This window comes from Stenotrophomonas indicatrix (genome assembly GCA_041545745.1).
GTDB classification, from domain to species: Bacteria; Pseudomonadota; Gammaproteobacteria; order Xanthomonadales; family Xanthomonadaceae; genus Stenotrophomonas; species Stenotrophomonas indicatrix_A.
This window is the reverse complement of sequence record CP168152.1, coordinates 2366657-2381195: the sequence shown is the minus strand read 5'-3', so window position 1 is coordinate 2381195 and position 14539 is coordinate 2366657. Positions and strand designations below refer to the sequence as shown.

The following is a 14539-nucleotide window of genomic DNA, read 5'->3' as shown; positions in this document are numbered from 1 at the left end:
CACAGGTGGCTCAGTCCAGCTCCGCAGCCATCGCCGCAAGTCGGGCCACGGTGTTGATGTTGCGACCAGTACCTTGTGCCGCGAAGGGGATGCGCAGGCGCGAACCGGCCATGCCATCGCCGTAGTGGATGAACAGCTCGCGCTTGCCGAGGGCGAGCTGTTCATCGCCGATACCCGTCACGCCCTGCAGCGGGTCCTCGGGCAGCGCCTCATCAATGAACAGGGCGACGACACGGTTGCCGGCGGCGTCCTTGAAGGGGTTGCGGGCGATCACTGCGGCCATCTCGGCAGCGGTACGCACCAGCACGCCTACCGGCTTGCCTGCATAGGCATGCAGGCATTGCGCCAAACTGTCGCGCACACCCGCTTCGTCGAGCGGGCTGCTGAACACAGCATTGCCGCTGGCGATATAGGTGCGGACGTCACTGAATCCTGCGCGCTGGCACATGCCCACCAGTTCGGCCATCGGCAGCTTGCCGGTACCGCCCACATTCACCGCGCGCAGCAGGGCTACATATGCGGTCATGGCGTGCTGCCCTGCAGCCGGTCATACATGCGCACCAGATCCACCAGGGTGCGCGCGCCCATCTTGCGCATCAACTGCGCGCGACGCACCTTCACCGTGATTTCGCTGACGCCAAGATCAGCCGCGATCTGCTTGTTGAGCCGGCCCCGTACCACGCCGGCGACCACCTCGCGCTCGCCGATGCTCAAGGTGTCCCAGCGCTGCTGCAATGCGCCCAGCAGTTCACCCTCGCGGCGTTGCAAGCGATCGATCTCTATGCCCTTGTGGATGGCGTCCAGCAGTTCCTGGTCACGGAAGGGCTTGGTCAGGAATTCGATGGCGCCTTCCTTGATCGCATTGACGCCCATGGCGATGTCGCCGTGCCCGGTGATGAACACCACCGGCAGGTGCAGGCCGTGGCTGGCCATGGTGCGATGGAAGTCCAGTCCGCTCTGACCAGGCATGCGCACGTCCAGCACCAGGCAGGACGGCGCATCGTCCATCGCGTGGGCGAGGAATTCGACGGTAGAAGCGAAGGCACGCACCTGAAGGCCCATCGAGGCCAGCAGGTCTTCCAGCGCGGCACGTACCGAGGCATCGTCGTCTACCACGTAGACGATCGGTGACGGTTCCACAGGGAGTGTCGTGGGTTTACGCATGGGTAGCCTCCATGTGCGTGGGCAGCTCGAAGATGAAACAGGCGCCGCCACCAGCGGGTCGCTCTGCGCGGATATGGCCGCCGTTGGCTTCGATCATCGAGCGGCTCAGGCTGAGGCCCAGGCCGAGGCCGTTCGATTTGGTGGTCCAGAATGCATCGAACACCCGGTCAGGCTGCTCCACGGGCAGGCCGATACCACGGTCGCGCACACTCAGGCTGACGTGGCCATGCCCATCATGCGTGGTCAGCAGCGACAGCCTGCGCTCGCCCGTGGGCGTACCGGCCATCGCGTCGACGGCGTTGAGGATGAGGTTGCCGATCACCTGCTGTACCTGCACGCGATCGGCATGGGCAGGAGGCAGGTCGCTGCCCAGCACCAGCGCGACTGTCACGCCATGCTGCTCCAGTTCGCTGTGCGATAGCGCCAGCATTTCCTCCACGGCCTGATTGAGGTCGAAGGCCTGGCGCTCAGGCGCGGCCCCTTGGGTCAGGCCGCGGATGCGGGCGATCACGTCACTGGCGCGATGGGCGTCGGCGACAATGCGGGCGATGGTCTGCCGCGCCTTGTCCAGGTTGGGCGGATTCTGGGCCAACCAGCGCTGGCTGGCCTCGGCGCTGCTGGCGATGGCAGCCAACGGCTGGTTCACTTCATGCGCGATGGAAGTGGTCAGCTCGCCGACCGTGGAGGCACGGGCAACCCGCAGCAGGCGCGCCTGTGCGTCCTGCACCGCGGCCTTGGCGGCTTCCATCTTCAATGCCAGATAGGTGGTGATGCCGATCACCAGCATGCCGATCGCTGAATTGACCAGGCCGATGCGGTAGGTGCCGAAGCGGGTCAGGAAGAAGCTGAGGCCGGTCAACGCGATGCAGACCGCCGCAAGCGCAATGAGGCCGCGTGCGGGCAGCCGCCGCGACGCCGCCAGGATGACGGCTGCGTAGAAGCAGGCGGCGGCAACGGCGTAGTCGGTAACCGTATCGACCAGGAAGATGGCCGCCATCACGATGATCAGGGCCAGCACGACCAGAGGGCGGCGGGGCGACAGCGATGGCATCGGGATGGCTCCCTGGCGTGGGTGGAAAGGATAGCAAAGCGCTGTTCGGTAGATGCCGACCTTGGTCGGCATGCGCCAGAGGGATGCAGGGTAGTGCCGGCCGCTGGCCGGCATCTGCAGGATGCTCCCGCAGTTCATGAGGTCGCCGGCCAGCGGCCGGCACTACTCCTCCAGGCTGGCGTTCCAGAATCCCTGCAGCACGCCCGGCGTGGCCGCAAGCGTCGCCAGCACGGCATCCAGCTCACCGCCATCGACCGTGGTGGCGTACAGCACCGCTTCGATCTCGACATCGCGCTCGCCGAACGGGCGCTGGTCGACCGCGCGCACCGGATACTGCGCCTGTTCCAGCAGCAGGAGAAGCCGATCCAGTACCTCGGCCTGCTGCTCACGCTGGCAGACCACGTTGATCGCGTAGGTCGCCTCGCTGAACGCTTCCGGCAGCGGTTGCCGCTGGATGCGGTTCACCACCGGCCGCAGCAGGGTGTTGGCAGCCAGCACGAACACCGCAGCCAGCACCGCCTCGGGCAGCAGCTTGATGCCGGCACAGGCGCCGACCGCCGCCGAGCCCCACAAGGTGGCGGCGGTGTTCAGGCCCGATACCTGGGCGCCATCCTTCATGATCGCGCCGGCACCGAGGAAGCCGACGCCGGAGATCACATAGGCCACCACGTGCAGCGGTGACGGCGGCCCGCCGTACAGGTCGTGGAAGCGCACGGCCAGGTCGACGAACACGGCAGCGCCCACCGCCACCAGCGTGTTGGTGCGCAGGCCGGCGGTGCGTTGGCGGAATTGCCGCTCCAGGCCGATCAGCGCGCCCAGCACGAAGGCGACGGACAGGCTGATCAGCGAGCTGAGGGTGGCGCCCGCGTTGAACGCGGGCAGGTGGGGGTTGAAGTCCATGACGATTCTCCCTGCGCCGATGCGCCTACTGCCAGCCGTAACGGCGGATGTAGAGCTTCTTCAGCGCGGTGGTCAGCACCGCATAGCCGAACAGGATCGCCACCAGGAACGGCCAGTAGCCGGCCGGCAGCGCCTGCAGCTTGAAGTAGCCCGCCAACGGGCTCATCGGCAGGATCACGCCGATGGCCATGATCGCCCCGGTCATCATCAGCAGCGGCGGCGCGGCGATGCTCTGCAGGAACGGCACCTTGGGCGTGCGGATCATGTGCACGATCAGGGTCTGGGTCAGCAGACCGACCACGAACCAGCCGGACTGGAACAGACCCTGGTCGGCCGGCGTGCGCGCATCGAACACGTACCACATCAAGGCGAAGCAGCTGAGGTCGAAGATCGAGCTGATCGGCCCGAAGAACACCATGAAGCGGCCGATGTCCGCCGGGTTCCACTTCAGCGGCTTGCGCACCAGTTCCTCATCGACGTTGTCGAACGGAATGGCGATCTGCGAGATGTCATACAGCAGGTTCTGCACCAGCAGCTGCAACGGCAGCATCGGCAGGAACGGCAGGAACGCCGAGGCCACCAGTACCGAGAATACGTTGCCGAAATTGGAGCTGGCGGTCATGCGGATGTACTTCAGCATGTTGCTGAAGGTACGCCGCCCCTGGATGACGCCTTCCTCCAGCACCATCAGGTTCTTCTCCAGCAGGATGATGTCGGCGGCCTCCTTGGCGATGTCCACCGCGCTGTCCACGCTGATGCCGATATCGGCTGCGCGCAGTGCGGGAGCATCGTTGATGCCATCACCGAGGAAGCCGACCACCTTGCCCTGTGCACGCAGCTCGCGCACCAGCCGTTCCTTGTGCAGCGGCGTGAGGCGGGCGAACACGCGGTGTTCGTGCAGTGCGCGCGCCACGGCCGCATCGTCCATGCGCTCGATCTGCGGGCCGGTCACGATCGTGTCGGCGTCCAGGCCGACCTGGGCACAGACACGGGCGGTGACCAGTTCGTTGTCGCCAGTGAATACCTTTACCTCCACACCGTGCGCGGCCAGCGCCTGCAATGCTTGAGCAGCGGATTCCTTCGGCGGATCGAGGAAGGCCACGTAGCCCACCAGGGTCAGATCGCGCTCGTCGGCCTGCGAGTACACACTCTGGCTGGCCGCGGTTTCCTTCATCGCCACGGCCACCACGCGCAGACCCTGTTCGTTCAGTTCCTCGGTGGTCTGCCGCACGCGGGCCAGTCGCTGCTCATCCAACGGCATGTCCTTGCCGTTCTCGCGCACGGTGCTGCACACCTCCAGCATTTCCTCCACCGCACCCTTGCAGATCAATTCGTGATGGTCCTCGCGCTCGGATACCACCACCGACATGCGGCGGCGCTCGAAGTCGAACGGAATCTCATCGACCTTGCGGTAGTCCTGTGACAGGCGCAGCGAGCTCTGCAGCTCCACATGCTCCAGCACCGCACGATCGAGCAGGTTGATCAGGCCGGTCTGAAAGTGGCTGTTGAGGTAGGCGAAGGTCAGCACATCCTCCGAATCCTGCCCGAACACGTCGGTGTGCCGCTCCAGTGCGATCTTGTCCTGGGTGAGGGTGCCCGTCTTGTCGGTGCACAGCACTTCCATCGCACCGAAGTTCTGGATCGCGTCCAGGCGCTTGACGATCACCTTGCGCCGCGACAGCAGCACCGCACCCTTGGCCAGGGTGGAGGTGACGATCATCGGCAGCATTTCCGGGGTCAGGCCCACCGCCACCGACAGCGCGAACAGGAACGCTTCTGTCCAGTCGCCCTTGGTCCAGCCATTGACCAGCAGGACGAACGGCACCATCACCAGGGCAAAGCGGATCAGCAGCCAGCTGACACTGTTGACCCCGGCCTGGAACGCTGTCGGCGCGCGATCGCTGGCACTGCTGCGCTGGGCGAGGGTGCCGAAGTAGCTGGTGTTGCCGGTGGCCAGCACCAACGCAGTTGCCGTGCCGGACACCACATTGGTGCCCATGAACAACAGGTTGGCCTGTTCCATCAGGCCAGCCTCGGCGGTGCCCGCCTGCACGAACTTCTCCACCGGCAACGATTCACCGGTCATCGCGGCCTGTGCGACGAACAGGTCCTTGGCCGCGAGCACACGGCAATCGGCCGGGATCATGTCGCCGGCCGACAGCACGATATGGTCACCCGGCACCAGATCACGGATCGGCAGATCCAGCAGTCGTGCCGGCCGCCGGCTGTGCAGTTGTGCGCCGAAATACTGATCGGCCACTTCTGCCGCTTCGGTGCCCGCAGCGCGGCGCAGCACGCGTGCGGTGTTGCCCACCAGGGCCTTCAGCCGTTCGGCAGCGCGATTGGAGCGACCCTCCTGCACGAAGCGGATCAAGGTGGACAGCACCACCATCGCACCGATCACCACCGTCGCCTTGGCATCTTCGGTCAGCCAGGACACGGCCGCCAGCACCGTCAGCAGCAGGTTGAACGGATTGCGATAGCACTGCCACAGATGGCGCCACCACGGCAGCGGCTTCTCGTGGTCGACCTCGTTCGGGCCGAAGCGCAGCAGGCGCTCTTCGGCTTCGTGCGGGCTGAGACCGTCGACGTGCGACTGCAGGGTAGCCAGCGCATCGGCTTCGCTGCCCTGTGCAAGCGCGAGCAGTCCGGCAGTGAGCGTGGCCGGTGCGGCCTGCGTGCTGCCACGGCCGTAACCGGCTTCGGGCATCGCACGACGACCGAACAGGTTGCCCGCGCGGCGGCTGCGCAGGAAGGCGTTGAACCAGGCGTTGAGCAGGCTCATGGGAAAGGTCCTCTTGGAGCGGCGCCGGGCGGAGCCGGCGTGTGGAGCGGAAGGGGCGGTTGGTCAGGCGTGGCGCATGGCCAGCGCCGATGGCGACCAGGGCTGCATGCGCAGCCGTTGGCTGCCGCCGATGCACAGCGGCTTCATCGCATCGCGCAGCGGGTAGGGCAGATGGCGCAGCACGTTGATGCGCTCGCTGATCGGCAGCAGCGACAGCGCGTCGGCCACCACCCGTGGCGAGCCGAGGGCCAGCGAACGGGCGAACAGGACAGGGCCGTGCTGCAGCAGCAGGCTGCGCAGGGCGGAAACATCGCGCTCACCGATCAGGCGGCGGACAGTGATGTAGAGAATCTTGTAGGACATGGGATTCCTCCGGGCAGGCGCTGCCCGGGGCTCCCATCGTCTACACGGACAGGAACCGGCCGTCAGTCGCCAGCAGTGAACAAGGGGACAGGCAAGGGCGCGCGTCGCGCCCGGCAGGGTCGGGATCCATCTGCGTTTCCGCGTGGGGCGGCCAGTCGCTGGCCAGTGGCGCTATTGTCCGCGCTCGTATTCAGCAGGCCTAGAGGCCCGTGGGTTAGCCCGGCTATACCTTGGTATAGAAAAAGGGGCCGTTGGCCCCTTCTGTTCAACTGCGGTCGGCGAAAGCGTCGGTGGCCCGCACCAAAGCATCGGTAGTGGCCGCTTCGTTGGCGCTGTGGCCGGCGATGACCATCTCCAGGGTGGCTTCCGGCCAGGCTTTGGCCAGGTCCCAGGCACTGCGTGGTGGGCAGATGATGTCGTAGCGCCCCTGCACGATGACGCCGGGCAGGTGGCGGATGCGATCGACATCGCGCAGCAGCTGGCCGTGTTCCAGGAAGGTGTTGTGGCGGAAGTAATGCGCCTCGATACGCGCCTTGGCCAGGGTATCAAGCGGATCGGTAGCGGATGCCGCGTCGACGTCATGCACCAGCGTGGCGGCATTGTCTTCCCAGCCCAGCCAAGCCTGTGCCGCTGCGATGCGGACGGCTTCGTCGGCGTGATCCAGGCGCTTCCAGTAGGCTTCGAGCATGTTGCCGCGCTCGTCCTCCGGGATGTGCGCCTCGTAGCGATCCCAACGCTCCGGGAAGATCCAGCGGGCACCGCCGTTGAGCTCGGCGAACCAGCGGTTCTCTTCCTCGCGACCCAGGAAAACACCGCGTACGATCAGCCCGGTGGCGCGGTCGGCATGGGCCTGTGCATAGGCCAGTGACAGCGTCGAACCCCAGGAGCCGCCGTAGACCAGCCAGCGCTCGATGCCCAGGTGTTCGCGCACCTTCTCGATGTCGGCCACCAGATCCTGCGTTGTGTTGTCGCGCAGTTCGCCGAATGGCGTGGAGCGGCCGCTGCCGCGCTGATCGATCAGCACGATGCGGTAGCGCTTCGGGTCGAAGAAGCGGCGATGGGTGGGCGAGATGCCGGCGCCCGGACCGCCATGCAGGTACACCACCGGAATGCCTTCAGGCGTTCCGCACTCTTCGATATGCAGGGTGTGCAGCGCGTCGACGGGAAGCGTGTGCTCGCGGTACGGGGTGATCGGCGGGTACAGCGTGCGCATGGCGATGCCTCACAAGCGGGGACTGCAAGGATAGCGGGGTGCAGCGGTCAGCGTCATCCGCGTCAGGTTCAAGTATTCTTTGCGTTCAAGGGGCAATGCCGTCGGTTCCTGGCGGGATGGACATGGCAGGACGCAGAGGATGAACGATATGAGCGCGCAGGACGTCGCCGTACAAGCCCCATCGGCGCGCGGCACGCTCAGCAGCGGCGCCCGTGAGTCGATGAAGTGGCTCGCGCTGCTGTCGATGACCGGTGATCACGTCGCCAAAGTGGTTTTCGGTGGCTATGTGCCGGTGGTCAGCGAGTTTGGGCGCATCGCCTTCCCGCTGTTCGCGCTGGTGATGGCCTGCAACCTGGCGCAACCGGGTGCCGATCTGGGCAAGTCGATCCGGCGCCTGTCCGCATGGGGCCTGGTCGCGCAGCCCCTGCACATGCTGGCCTTCGGCCACTGGTTGCCGCTGAACATCCTGTTGACCTTCGCGCTGGCCGCGGTCGCCGTGCATGCGCTGAGCAACAACCGGCAGCTGTTGCTGCTGGTTACCGCAGGCCTGCTGCCGTTCTTCGTGGATTACCAATGGGCGGGGGTGGCATTGGTGATGCTGGGCTGGATCGCGTTCCGCCACCGGGCGTACTGGCTGCTGGCATTCGGATTCGGCGGGCTGTGCTGGGTGAATGGCAACGGATGGGCGTTGCTGGCCATCCCGCTGGTGCTGGCGTTGGCCAGGGTGCCGTGGGTGGTTCCGCGATCACGCTGGGCGTTCTATGTGTACTACGTGGGGCACCTGGCGGTCCTCGCCGCCTATGCGCACTGGCTGCGCTGAGTAGCGACATCCATCGTGGCGATGAGCTGCCCGCTCACGTCGCCGGTGTCTTTCCAGGCCGCGACGCACAGCGGGCACGCTCGCCTCTACAATCGGCTGATGCCGACCCCGCCCACCCTCGACAATCTGCGTCGCTACGCTGTAGCCCGCACGCTGTTCACGCCCACCACGTTGCTGACAGCGATCCGTCGCCTGGGCTTCGTGCAGGCCGACCCCATCCGTGCGCCCGCGCGTGCCCAGGACCTGACCCTGCGGCACCGGGTGAAGGGCTATCAGGCCGGGGATCTGGAGCGCCGCTACAGCCGGATGCCGATCGAGGAAGACTTCCTGGTCAACTACGGTTTCCTGCCGCGCGAACACCTGGCGTTGATGCATCCGCGGGTGTCCCGCAGGCCGTGGGACGCCAGCACGCGGCGCAAGGCGGCCGAAGTGCTGGCGTTCGTACAGGAGCGGGGTGCGGTGCATCCACGCGAGGTCGACCAGGCGTTCTCGCATGGCCGGGTGACCAACTACTGGGGCGGCACCAGCAATGCCAGCACCCACCTGCTGGATGGCATGCACTACCGCGGCATGTTGCGCATCGCCCGTCGTGACAGTGGTACCCGCATCTACGCCGTTGCGGCACATGCACTCGCCGAAGGCGGCAAGGCCGCACGCCTGCAGCGCGCCACCGCACTGATCGACCTGGTGGTGCGCAAGTACGCGCCGTTGCCTTCGGCCAGCCTCACCTATCTGGCACGGTTGCTGGGCTATGGCGCTCCACATCTGGCAGCCGAGATCCAGCAGGCACTGCGACTGGCGCGCGAGCGCTTGGCTGGCTGCATCATCGACGGAACACAGTGGTACTGGCCGGCCGAGGAGAATCCCCGCTCGCGGCGCTACCAGGCCGATGAGCAGGTGCGGCTGCTGGCACCGTTCGATCCGGTGGCCTGGGATCGGCGACGGTTCGAACTGCTCTGGGGCTGGGTCTACAGGTTCGAGGCCTACACCCCGGCGGCCAAGCGTCGCTTCGGCTACTACGCGCTGCCGCTGTTGTGGCGCGACCAGGTGGTCGGCTGGGCCAATGTCACCGCCAAGGATGGCGCTCTGCAGCCGGATGTTGGATTCGCCAGTGACTCGCCCATGAAGGACGTTCTGTTCCGCAATGCGCTGGATGACGAACTGGAACGGATGACGCGATTCCTCGCCGGATGAAGTCTTGCCTTGATGTGACAGCAGACGCTTTTGCTATTCGTCGCGCCGCTGCCTGCGCACCCGTGCACGCGCGTCATAAAGCTGGCTGTCCGCATGATGGATGGTGTCAGCCACGGATTCTCCTGGCGCGCTGACCGCCGTACCCATCGAGAACGCCGTCGGCGACTGCGCTGCGTTGGTGGCGTACCAGCCCTCCAGCAGAGCAAGGCGTTCGGACGCCGATGCGGTCAACACCACCAGGAACTCGTCTCCGCCCAGGCGGACCACGGTCTCTCCCGTGGTCAGAGGTGCCTTCAGGAAGGCAACAAACTCGACCAGGATCGCGTCGCCGCGGCGGTGACCCTGCGCATCATTGATCCGTTTGAAATCGTCCAGGTCAAAAACCAGGCAGGCCCACGTTCCGGCGGTCATTTCATCGAGCCGGTGCAGGTAGCGGCGGTTGTGGCACTGGGTGAGCGGATCCTTCAGCGACAGCTCGCGCAGACGCTGCTCCTGCAGGCGCAGCGCGGTGACATCCTGGGCGTGGCCCAGCACGAAGGGCGGCTGTCCCTCGCTGTCGAGCACGTTGTTGTAGGCCCAGTAGCGCAGCGTTCCATCGGCGGCAATGAGTTCGATGACGCCGGCATCGGTGTGGTTGGCCTCGATGCGCTTCAGGTAGGCATTGAACACATCGCGGCGCTCGGGCGGCATGTAGTCGCAAAGGTTGCGGCCGATGATCTGGCGTTCCTCGTAGCCCAGCGACTGCAGCGCCGCAGGGTTCACCGAGGTCAGCGTGCCATCCAGCGTATGCGTGCAGATCAGACCCAGGCTGTAGTGGAACAGACGCCGATAGCGCACCTCACTCGCTTCCAGGGCGTCCAGTGCCGCGCGTTCTTCGGTGATGTCCTGGATGGCGCCCACCAGCTGCGGATGGCCCTCCACCTGTTGTCGGCTGCCCACTACCCGGGTCCAGATGCTGCGGCCATCCGCCGTGGTCATCGGCAACTGCACGTCCCAGGGAGTGCCATCGTCCGTGCAGCGCTGTACCGCCGCCTGGATGATGCTGCGGCTGTCCGGTCGATAGAACGACAAGGCAGACTCGAACGTTGGCTGGTAGCTGGAACGCACGCCGTGGATCTGCTTGGTTTCGCGCGTCCAGCGCACCTCGCGGCTGGCCAGTTCCAGTTCCCACCCCCCGACCTTGGCAGCCGCGTTGGTACGCTCCAGGAAGTCCTCGCTACGCTTGAGTTCGCGATGCAGTACCTGCGCCTGGTCGATCTGTCGCAGCAGTGTGCTGCGCTGCTCCAGCACCTCGGTGGTGGCACGGCCAAGATGGATCATCAGCTCGCGCTGCGACGGCGACAGCACGCCGGGCAGGGTGTCGAGCAGACAGAGCGTACCGATGCGTGCACCATGGGCGGTGGCCAGAGGGACGCCGGCATAGTGCCGCACCCTGGGCGCGGTCGTGACCAGAGGGTTATGGGCGAAGCGCGGATCCAGCCGCGCATCCGGGATCTCCAGCAGCGCCTCCTGTTCGATGGTGTAGGTACAGAACGAGATGGAGCGTTGGGTTTCACCGACATCGCCCAGGCCGATGCTGGATTTGAACCACTGCCTCTGCTCGGCAACGATGGAGATCAGGCCAATGGGCATGCCGGTGGCGGCGCGAGCGGCGGCGACGATCGCATCGAACACCGGCTCGGGCGGCGTATCAAGCACGCTCAGTCGTTCGATTTCGAGAAGTCGGGTGGCCTCATCCATGGCTTCCCACGCTAGTACTCGGTTTGTTAGCGCGCTGCGTACACTGGTGATGCCGTCGTGATGCGCTTGATCATGGCTGCTGCAGGGATGCCTGCAGGGCGCTGGCCAACGCGGCATCACCGGAGACAAGGTCCTGCCAGCGCAGTTCCAGACCTTTCCGTCGTCCTTTCTCGACCAGCTTCAGCCCGCTCGGATCGAGGGTCAGCGTATAAGGCTTGCCGGCGACGGTAAGGTGCCGGCGTAACGGTTTGTCGAGGGGTGTCATCGGGGGCTCCTTCGTGTTGCCGCGCGGGGCGCGCGTACCGAAACGTGACGGTGATCGCGTACATGCCAGCGCCAAGGAAAATCCACGGCACGGGTGATGCCGATGCGCGGCCCCACCACCGGGTCGTCCGGCGGCGGCATGCCGTCGTCCAGTATCGTGATGCCATGGCTGGCAGTCACCAGGTCGGCGCCGTCGAAGCGCCGGTCCAGGCCAAACGCCTGCGACAGCTTGCCGGGACCACTGGCCAGGTCATGGTCGTGGCGGGCGGCAGGGCGCAGCGGGTACATCAGCTCCTGCCCGGCAATTGGCGCGGCGGCGCGCAGCAGTACCGCAACGCCCTCACCGACGTCACCACAGACGACATTGCTGCCCCAGTGCATGCCATAAGTGAAGTAGACATAGAGATGGCCCGCTTCGCCGAACATGCTGGCGTTGCGCGCGGTCATGCCGCGCCAGGAGTGTGCCGCTGGGTCTTCGCTGCCGGCATACGCCTCGACCTCGACAATGCGTGCCACGCGGCCGTCGTTGCGAACCAGCAACTTGTTCAGCAGCTCTGGTGCGACCGCCGTTGAAGGTCGCTGATAGAAGGCGCGCGGCAGCCTGGTCCCGTCAATGGGTTGTGCGACGAGCGTGGCATCTGGACCGGTCTGTATGGGCATGGTGGAATCATCGCCTGTCAGCGGTGAAGCTGTCGCCAGCGCGGCGTCACTCCGCCGTGGCCGGACGATCGAGCGCGGCCCGGCGCGCGGCAAACACCTCCGGTGTCTGCGGTTTGATGAACACTGCCACCAGTTCCGGGAACTCCTGTTTCACCGCAGACTCGATCCGGGTGATGCAGGCCTCGATCTGCGGTGTCGTGCGATCGTCCTCGAATTCCGCACTGAGCATCGCCACCACTTGTTCCGGGCCCATCTGCAGGGTGGTCACGCCGTTGGCGCGGCGCAGATCCGGGTCGGTCACGGCCACGGCCATGATCCGTTGCGCTACCGCCGGGTGGGCCGGCTCGCCGATCAGCAGGCCCTTGGTCTCGCGCGCGAGCAGGAATGCGGTCAGCGCCAGCACACCGGCAATGCACAGCGAGGCGACCCCATCAAGCACCGGCATCTCCAGCAGTTGTGCGGCCAGCAGCCCGACCAGTGCGAAGCCGAGGCCGAGCAGGGCGGCACTGTCTTCCAGCAGCACGGTGAAGGTGGACGGATCCTTGCTGCGGCGGAACGCCTCGAAGTATCCCAGCGAGCCCTTGCTGCGGCGGAATTCGCGCAGCGCCACCCACCATGAAGCGCCCTCGAACAGTATGGAGATGCCCAGCACGCTGTAGCTGATGGCGTGATTGGTGGCCGGCTCCGGCTGGCGGATGTGCTGGATGCCCTCGTAGGCCGAGACGCCGGCACCGGCGGCAAATACCAGCAGGGCGACGATGAAGCTCCAGAAGTACAGTTCGCGGCCGTAGCCGAACGGGTGCAGCGTGTCGGGGGCCTTCTCGGCACGGCGTAGACCGTACAGCAGCAACACTTCGTTGAGGGTATCGACCAGCGAGTGCACGCCCTCGCTGAGCATGGCCGAGCTGCCGGACAGGCCAGCGGCGGTGAACTTGGCAATGGCGATGGCGAGGTTGCCTGCCAGTGCAGCGTAGATGACCAGACGTGAGCCGGAGGGCGAGGACATGGCAGAGACAAGGTGGCGCGGAAGACTGATGATCGCGTCCACCTTGTCCCCGGCGTGTGCAGGGCGAACGCCGTTCACAGCTCCGCCGCGTCTGGGTCAGCAGGCGGGAGCCCTTTGCCGCGGCCTTGATTTGCGCACCGCGCCGGTGGCGGCCTTCACCGGTGGTGGCGGTGTGACGGATGTTGGCGCCGGAGGTTCCGGAGGCTGCGGTGGGGGAGTTGCTTGGGGAGCTTCAGGCGTCGTGTACCATGTGAACACTTCGCTGCTGGGCACGGGGATCGACCGGGTTCGGGTCTTCGGCGTCCAGCCCGGTTCGGCGATGACGGTGTGGCTGCCAAGGCGATTGAGCAGGAAGACATCCCGGATCTCATACAGCTCCTTCCCGGGGCCGTCGATTCTGCGGCAGTTGGTTGACACCCCGGATGCCCGAACCATCCTGCAGCCCTCGCTCGATACCACCACACTCTGGTGGGGCAGCATCCCTAGCTGGAACGTGTTGGCAGCGCGGTCGAGTGATTCGAACAGGGTGCCGGCAATGAGCAGGATCGGGGCGATTACCAAGGCAAGTGCGAGTACCCGGGACCAGAGCGGGAGTGTTCTGATGCTCAAGATGACCAAGTGAAGGAGCGGCAGCCCGAGCGAGACCAGGAGCACTTCCCAGCCGCTCATCGTGGCGGCTGCGGAATGGGTGCCGAAGACCACGATCGCGATCAAGGGGAGCGTGAACAGGTAAAGGCAAGCGGACAGTGCAGTCAGCTTCAGTGCCCACCAGATCTTCTTCTTCCGTAGAACGCTGCCGACGGGCTCATCAATGGGCTTGGGCTTCATTCCCATCGGCGCGAAGGCGCCAGCGGCACCGACCAGAATGGCGCCTGCGAACAGGATGGGTGCAGCGTCGCCGAGCGGAGTGAAAAGCCAGACGTACATCCAGCCTGTTGCCAGGGCCGCTCCCAGCATGGCCATACCCATGCTGAGGCCAGCGGACGCCAACCATTGCGTCTGAGATGTGCGGACGCTGCTTCTGTCGGTGATGAATCCTGATTTCTGCCACTCGATCAGCACAGCGGCGGGGAGCATGAGCGTCAAGATGACCACGATGACCATCACGACCGAAAAGAAGACGATGGCCGCCGCCACCAGACCGATATCGGTCAGTGCAAGGCTTGGCAGGTAGTGGATCCGCCAGAAGAAGACGATCATCGCAAGGGTGCCCGCCAGCGCGAACAACGCCTTGTGGGCGTAGATGTCGGTCAGGATTTTGGACGCTGCCGGCCAAGGCGAGCCGGAAGTAGGCGAAAGGGTGTCGGGGCGGGGGTCCTGCAACGGCATCGCGCATCGTCCATGAGTCGGGCTTCACCTCCGGATATCGGCCGTTCGCG

The 14539-nt window shown here is 65.7% G+C and carries 14 protein-coding genes; 2 read left to right on the top strand and 12 right to left on the bottom strand.

Features of this window, described 5'->3' with window-relative positions; all coding sequences use genetic code 11:
- Nucleotides 1–10: 10 nt before the first annotated feature.
- The 7 genes from ACEF39_RS10980 to pip form a co-directional block, all read right to left on the bottom strand.
- On the bottom strand, nucleotides 11–526 hold the full coding sequence (locus tag ACEF39_RS10980) for a DUF1697 domain-containing protein (protein ID WP_500285037.1): 516 nt from the start codon (nucleotides 524–526) through the stop codon (nucleotides 11–13).
- Nucleotides 523–1164, bottom strand: coding sequence for a response regulator transcription factor (locus ACEF39_RS10975; RefSeq protein ID WP_500285036.1), 642 nt, complete (start codon nucleotides 1162–1164; stop codon nucleotides 523–525). The genes ACEF39_RS10980 and ACEF39_RS10975 overlap by 4 nt, the downstream gene beginning before the upstream one ends.
- Complete coding sequence (locus tag ACEF39_RS10970; RefSeq protein ID WP_500285035.1) at nucleotides 1157–2215, bottom strand: sensor histidine kinase; 1059 nt, start codon at nucleotides 2213–2215, stop codon at nucleotides 1157–1159. The genes ACEF39_RS10975 and ACEF39_RS10970 overlap by 8 nt, the downstream gene beginning before the upstream one ends.
- A gap of 162 nt (nucleotides 2216–2377) precedes the next feature.
- Nucleotides 2378–3115 (bottom strand): MgtC/SapB family protein, encoded by a 738-nt coding sequence (locus ACEF39_RS10965; RefSeq protein WP_100552611.1) that lies wholly within the window; start codon nucleotides 3113–3115, stop codon nucleotides 2378–2380.
- Between the two features lie 25 nt (nucleotides 3116–3140).
- Nucleotides 3141–5900, bottom strand: coding sequence for a magnesium-translocating P-type ATPase (mgtA, locus tag ACEF39_RS10960; protein WP_500285034.1), 2760 nt, complete (start codon nucleotides 5898–5900; stop codon nucleotides 3141–3143).
- A gap of 63 nt (nucleotides 5901–5963) precedes the next feature.
- Complete coding sequence (locus ACEF39_RS10955; RefSeq protein WP_500285033.1) at nucleotides 5964–6263, bottom strand: hypothetical protein; 300 nt, start codon at nucleotides 6261–6263, stop codon at nucleotides 5964–5966.
- A gap of 265 nt (nucleotides 6264–6528) precedes the next feature.
- Nucleotides 6529–7476: a prolyl aminopeptidase gene (gene pip / locus ACEF39_RS10950; protein ID WP_500285032.1), complete on the bottom strand. Its 948-nt coding sequence runs from the start codon at nucleotides 7474–7476 to the stop codon at nucleotides 6529–6531.
- Nucleotides 7477–7615: 139 nt separating this feature from the next.
- Between pip and ACEF39_RS10945 the strand changes: the two genes are divergently transcribed.
- The gene (locus ACEF39_RS10945; RefSeq protein ID WP_500285031.1) at nucleotides 7616–8296 is read left to right on the top strand and encodes a TraX family protein; all 681 of its coding nucleotides are present in this window, start codon (nucleotides 7616–7618) and stop codon (nucleotides 8294–8296) included.
- 99 nt (nucleotides 8297–8395) lie between these two features.
- Complete coding sequence (locus ACEF39_RS10940; protein ID WP_500285030.1) at nucleotides 8396–9490, top strand: DNA glycosylase AlkZ-like family protein; 1095 nt, start codon at nucleotides 8396–8398, stop codon at nucleotides 9488–9490.
- Between the two features lie 33 nt (nucleotides 9491–9523).
- On the opposite strand, the gene ACEF39_RS10935 is transcribed toward ACEF39_RS10940, so the two are convergent.
- From ACEF39_RS10935 to ACEF39_RS10915, 5 genes are all read right to left on the bottom strand, one after another.
- Complete coding sequence (locus ACEF39_RS10935) at nucleotides 9524–11230, bottom strand: sensor domain-containing diguanylate cyclase (protein ID WP_500285029.1); 1707 nt, start codon at nucleotides 11228–11230, stop codon at nucleotides 9524–9526.
- A gap of 70 nt (nucleotides 11231–11300) precedes the next feature.
- The gene (locus tag ACEF39_RS10930; protein ID WP_500285028.1) at nucleotides 11301–11495 is read right to left on the bottom strand and encodes a hypothetical protein; all 195 of its coding nucleotides are present in this window, start codon (nucleotides 11493–11495) and stop codon (nucleotides 11301–11303) included.
- A complete protein-coding gene (locus ACEF39_RS10925; RefSeq protein ID WP_500285027.1) occupies nucleotides 11492–12154 on the bottom strand; it encodes a DNA-3-methyladenine glycosylase in 663 nt (220 codons plus the stop codon). Before ACEF39_RS10925 ends, ACEF39_RS10930 begins: the two co-directional genes overlap by 4 nt.
- 46 nt (nucleotides 12155–12200) lie before the next feature.
- The gene (locus ACEF39_RS10920) at nucleotides 12201–13160 is read right to left on the bottom strand and encodes a cation diffusion facilitator family transporter (protein ID WP_500285026.1); all 960 of its coding nucleotides are present in this window, start codon (nucleotides 13158–13160) and stop codon (nucleotides 12201–12203) included.
- A gap of 96 nt (nucleotides 13161–13256) precedes the next feature.
- Nucleotides 13257–14489, bottom strand: a complete 1233-nt coding sequence (locus ACEF39_RS10915; protein WP_089235752.1) for a hypothetical protein — start codon at nucleotides 14487–14489, stop codon at nucleotides 13257–13259.
- Nucleotides 14490–14539: the final 50 nt, after the last annotated feature.